Here is a 3,616-nt window from a genome sequence, read left to right on the forward strand (position 1 = left end):
TAGATGTGGTGTTCTTGCGTTCAGTTATGGAAGGGGTGCGACGATACACCGCTCCTGAAGGTACGCAAGACGAACCGGGGCCGATTCCTCGCTTCCGCGACTTCTCAAACACGCGGGACGGCCGGCCCGCGAAAATCTTTCGGGACGACGCAGAAGATGCGTTGACACTCCCGCCGATAACGCATATCATGCGTCTGCCGGGCAACGGAGCCCGACGCCGAACGCCTCCCCCGAAAGCCGAACCGATGACCGCCGACACGACCGAAACCGCTCCCGTCCGCATCGACTCGCTGGCCGAGGGGACGCGGTTCCGCTTCGCCAATCCCAATCCCGCCGCCGGGGACCGCGACCCCGGGACCGAGGCCGTCCAGATTTTCGACGGCGTGGTCATGGGTGAGTTTGCGAACTACCGGGCCGACGGCACGCCGACTCCTGTCGCGGACCAGCCGTACGACGGCGGCATCTGCCCGGCCGACTTCGCCGTCGTGCCGGTGTCCTGATGGCGACCCCAATTGACGACGCCGGACGGCCAGCGGGCTCCCGCTCCGACGCCGAGCGGGAGTTCGACCGGGCCGCCAATGCGGCCCTCGCACGCGACCGGCGACTGACCGCATGGGAGCGTGAGTTTCTGTGCTCCCTGATGGACCGAGCCCGCGACCGACCGCACCCGGTCCACTGGATGACCGCACGGCAAGCCGCCGTCGTCGCTCGCATCGCCGGAAAGGTTCCGGACGTTCCGGCCCTCTGATACCGACCGCACACCCCATGACCGTCCCCGACCGCTTCGCCGCCGCCGTCCGCCGCTGGCTGGACCGCGACGGCCTGACCCCAGCCGAGGCCGCCGCCAGACTAACCGAGGCCGGACACGCCGTCTCCGACCGGACCGTGATGGGTTGGCGAAACGGCCGCGTCCCCGCCATGCGGGACCTCGACCCGATCGCCGCCGCCGCCGGCTGCGACCCCGCCGACCTGATCGCCGAGCCGAAGTAGACGAACCGGGGCCGATTCGCGGGGCCGGGGAGATCTCAAACAGGCCGCGCGGCAGGGGCGGACGGAACGGTCCGGCGTGACACCCCGGGGTGTCGTCAGGCGTACCAGTCCCGCACCGCCGCCTTCGCCGCGTCCACGATCGCTCGCGCGTCGCAGGCGTAGAGGCCGCTGGTGCTCAGGCCGTTCAGTTCCAGCACCTTCACCCGGCCGTCCGCCAGCCTCGCCGCGTCGGCCACGAACATCGGGTCGCCGACGCCGTGGAAGCCCTCCATCACGTCCCGCAGGAAGTCCGCCACGTCGTCCGGCAGTCCGGCCTCCACGTCGTCGTCCGTTGGGGAGCCGTACCGGCAGCCGGTCACCACCTCGCAGCCGCCGTCGATCCGCTCGCGCACGACCGCCCGGTATTCGTCCGTGACCTCTTGGGCGTCGGCGACGACGCACAACGTCTCCGGCGGGGCCTGCCGTCGAATGATTTCGAGGTCGCCCGCTTCGTAGCCGGACCGCACCACCTGCCCCGTGAACGGCTTGTCGCCGGCGTCCGGCCGCACGAACCGGTCTCCCCGGCTGCGGAACCGCACGTCGTTCAACAGGCCCAGCGGAGCCCAGTAGGCCCCCTCTTGCAGCCACGTCCCCGGGGGCAGTCTCGGGGCGTAGTAGGAGCAGCGGAGCCGGTCGAGGTCGCACCAGATCAGCGGTTCGTCGCGGCGCTGGCCGCAGAGACGGCGGCGAACGCGGGCGATCGTTTGCAGCGTGCCCCGGTAGAGTTCCCGGCCGTCCAGCGGATAGTCGCCGCCGGCGTCGCCGTTGGGGTGGAGCGTGCCGAGGGCGATCCCGGCGTCGGCCCAGTCCGGTTCCGGCGGGGGGAAGGCGTCCGGCTGCGTGACCCACGCTTTGAGTTCGGCAGTCATGCCCGCCAGTCTACGCCCCTCCCCGCCCCGCGCCAGAGGGCGGCGTGGCACCCGGTGTGTCGTCAGGCGATAAGCGGCACAACCTCCGGCTTACGGCCGCTCAACCCCGGCACGGACCCGCTGCCCGCGCCGCACAACCGCGGTTCAGGCGAGCCAGCGGCGCCACCACGGGGCCGGCTTCGGGGCGTCAGTCCCAAGATGTGGGCGGGAGGCTGGACGTGGACTCAGAGAGGGCGAAGAACCACTGCGACGCCCGATGCTCCGCCCGGTCAATCTCTTCCTGCGTCCATGCCCTGTTGGGAATAAACCGAAAGGTACTCGTCTCGTCGTCTCGGATTTCCCAGACGAACCAACGGCCGACAACGACGTGCTGCCGGTCTTCCTCCGGCACACTGTCGAGCGGCACCGTCGCAACGTCCTCGGCGCCGCGGCGATCGGAGCCTGGGGTGGAGTCGGTCAGGTCGGCGTGGAACTCGCCGTCGCCCACCCCGGTGACGACGCCCTCCCACGACTGGATGACGGCCGGTTTGCTCATGCCCGCCAGTCTACGGGGCGTGCGTGACCGCGCCAGAGGGGGCGTCAGCCGACGTACGCCGCGGCGTTCAGCACCGGTACCCGCAACTCGAACGTCTCCGGGTTCACCCCTTCGGAGACCGTCACGTTCCACCGGTGCTCCCGGCCGTCCACCGTGGCGACGACGGACGCCGGCCCCAGCGGCACCTCGGCGGGTTCTTGGAGCGAGACCCGGCCGGGCATGATTTCGGACAGCGGGAAGACGCGGTCGCCGCAGTGGAGGGCGAGCGTGGTGTGGGCGGAGTGCGGCGTCACGGCGTCAGAGAGAGGGAGACGGGCCGTCCGCTTCGACGGTGCGGGCGGTCACGGTGAACTCGGGCTCGGGGAGCGGGAGGCGGAGCGTCGGCGGTTCGTCCTTCGCACACTCCGCGTCCCACTTGGCCCACGCCGCGATCTGTTCGTCCGTCAGTTCCACGGGGCCGGTCGGCAGCGGGCCGGAGACGGCGTGCGAGGCGGCTTCCACCAGAGCGTCGTAGTCAACGCCCTGTTCTTCGCAGTAGGCCCGGAAAGCGGCGACGGACTCCGCCAGCGGAGGGAGAGCGTACTTCGACGGGTCGGTCTTCACGGTCTACGGGCGGGGCGAGGGGGACGGGCCGGTCGCTGTTGCCGCCACAGGACGCCGGCCGCCAGACCAGCCGCGAGAAGCATCAGGACGGGGGCGACGGCGTAGCAGACCTTCCAGCAGCGCCACGCCCAGTCCGGCACCTCGGACAGCCACAGAACCCCGGCGGTGAGGCCCATTGAGCACAGATAGGTGACGACGTACCCGGCGCCGATGAGGGCGACCCGCCAAAGGACGCGGCGGTCGTCGGTGTCGAACTTCATGCTCGCCATTCTCCCCTCCCGTCCCCGACCGCGCCAGACGCAATCAGGAGAACGGCAGGTAGGCCAGCGACCCCCAAAAGAACAGCGCGACGCCCCCGGCGACGGCGGCGAACGCCAGACTGAACAGGTTCTCGAAGAACCCGCTGACGCCCCAGTACCGGCCCGCCTGCTCCAGCAGGGCGTAGCACGCGAAACTGAACGAGAGCCCGTAGAGGATAAACACGCCAGCGCAGATGAGCGTTTCCATGTGGCTCGCCAAGAGGGGGGGCGACGAGAGCGAACGCCCGGCATCGCGGCGCGGTTCACGAAAACCGGCCCGG

Annotated in this window: 8 protein-coding genes; 2 read left to right on the top strand and 6 right to left on the bottom strand. The window is 70.4% G+C overall.

Annotated features, from left to right (window positions below; all coding sequences use genetic code 11):
- Positions 1-245: 245 nt before the first annotated feature.
- A complete protein-coding gene (locus ACG2DA_RS22040) occupies positions 246-500 on the top strand; it encodes a hypothetical protein (protein WP_395258750.1) in 255 nt (84 codons plus the stop codon).
- A gap of 265 nt (positions 501-765) precedes the next feature.
- Positions 766-990, top strand: a complete 225-nt coding sequence (locus tag ACG2DA_RS22045) for a hypothetical protein (RefSeq protein WP_395258752.1) — start codon at positions 766-768, stop codon at positions 988-990.
- A 95-nt stretch (positions 991-1,085) separates the two neighbouring features.
- Here ACG2DA_RS22045 and ACG2DA_RS22050 read toward each other — a convergent pair whose 3' ends face one another.
- From ACG2DA_RS22050 to ACG2DA_RS22075, 6 genes are all read right to left on the bottom strand, one after another.
- The gene (locus ACG2DA_RS22050; RefSeq protein WP_395258754.1) at positions 1,086-1,898 is read right to left on the bottom strand and encodes an ATP-grasp domain-containing protein; all 813 of its coding nucleotides are present in this window, start codon (positions 1,896-1,898) and stop codon (positions 1,086-1,088) included.
- 187 nt (positions 1,899-2,085) lie between these two features.
- Entirely contained in the window at positions 2,086-2,433 is a 348-nt protein-coding gene (locus tag ACG2DA_RS22055; protein WP_395258756.1) for a hypothetical protein, read from the bottom strand.
- A 44-nt stretch (positions 2,434-2,477) separates the two neighbouring features.
- Positions 2,478-2,726 (bottom strand): hypothetical protein, encoded by a 249-nt coding sequence (locus ACG2DA_RS22060; protein WP_395258758.1) that lies wholly within the window; start codon positions 2,724-2,726, stop codon positions 2,478-2,480.
- Between the two features lie 4 nt (positions 2,727-2,730).
- Positions 2,731-3,036, bottom strand: coding sequence for a hypothetical protein (locus ACG2DA_RS22065; protein WP_395258759.1), 306 nt, complete (start codon positions 3,034-3,036; stop codon positions 2,731-2,733).
- A complete protein-coding gene (locus ACG2DA_RS22070) occupies positions 3,033-3,296 on the bottom strand; it encodes a hypothetical protein (protein WP_395258761.1) in 264 nt (87 codons plus the stop codon). Before ACG2DA_RS22070 ends, ACG2DA_RS22065 begins: the two co-directional genes overlap by 4 nt.
- A gap of 43 nt (positions 3,297-3,339) precedes the next feature.
- Positions 3,340-3,616, bottom strand: a 277-nt coding sequence (locus ACG2DA_RS22075; protein ID WP_395258763.1) for a hypothetical protein, incomplete at its 5' end; no start/stop codon positions are given.

Source organism: Alienimonas sp. DA493 (assembly GCF_043951915.1).
Classification (GTDB): Bacteria; Planctomycetota; Planctomycetia; order Planctomycetales; family Planctomycetaceae; genus Alienimonas.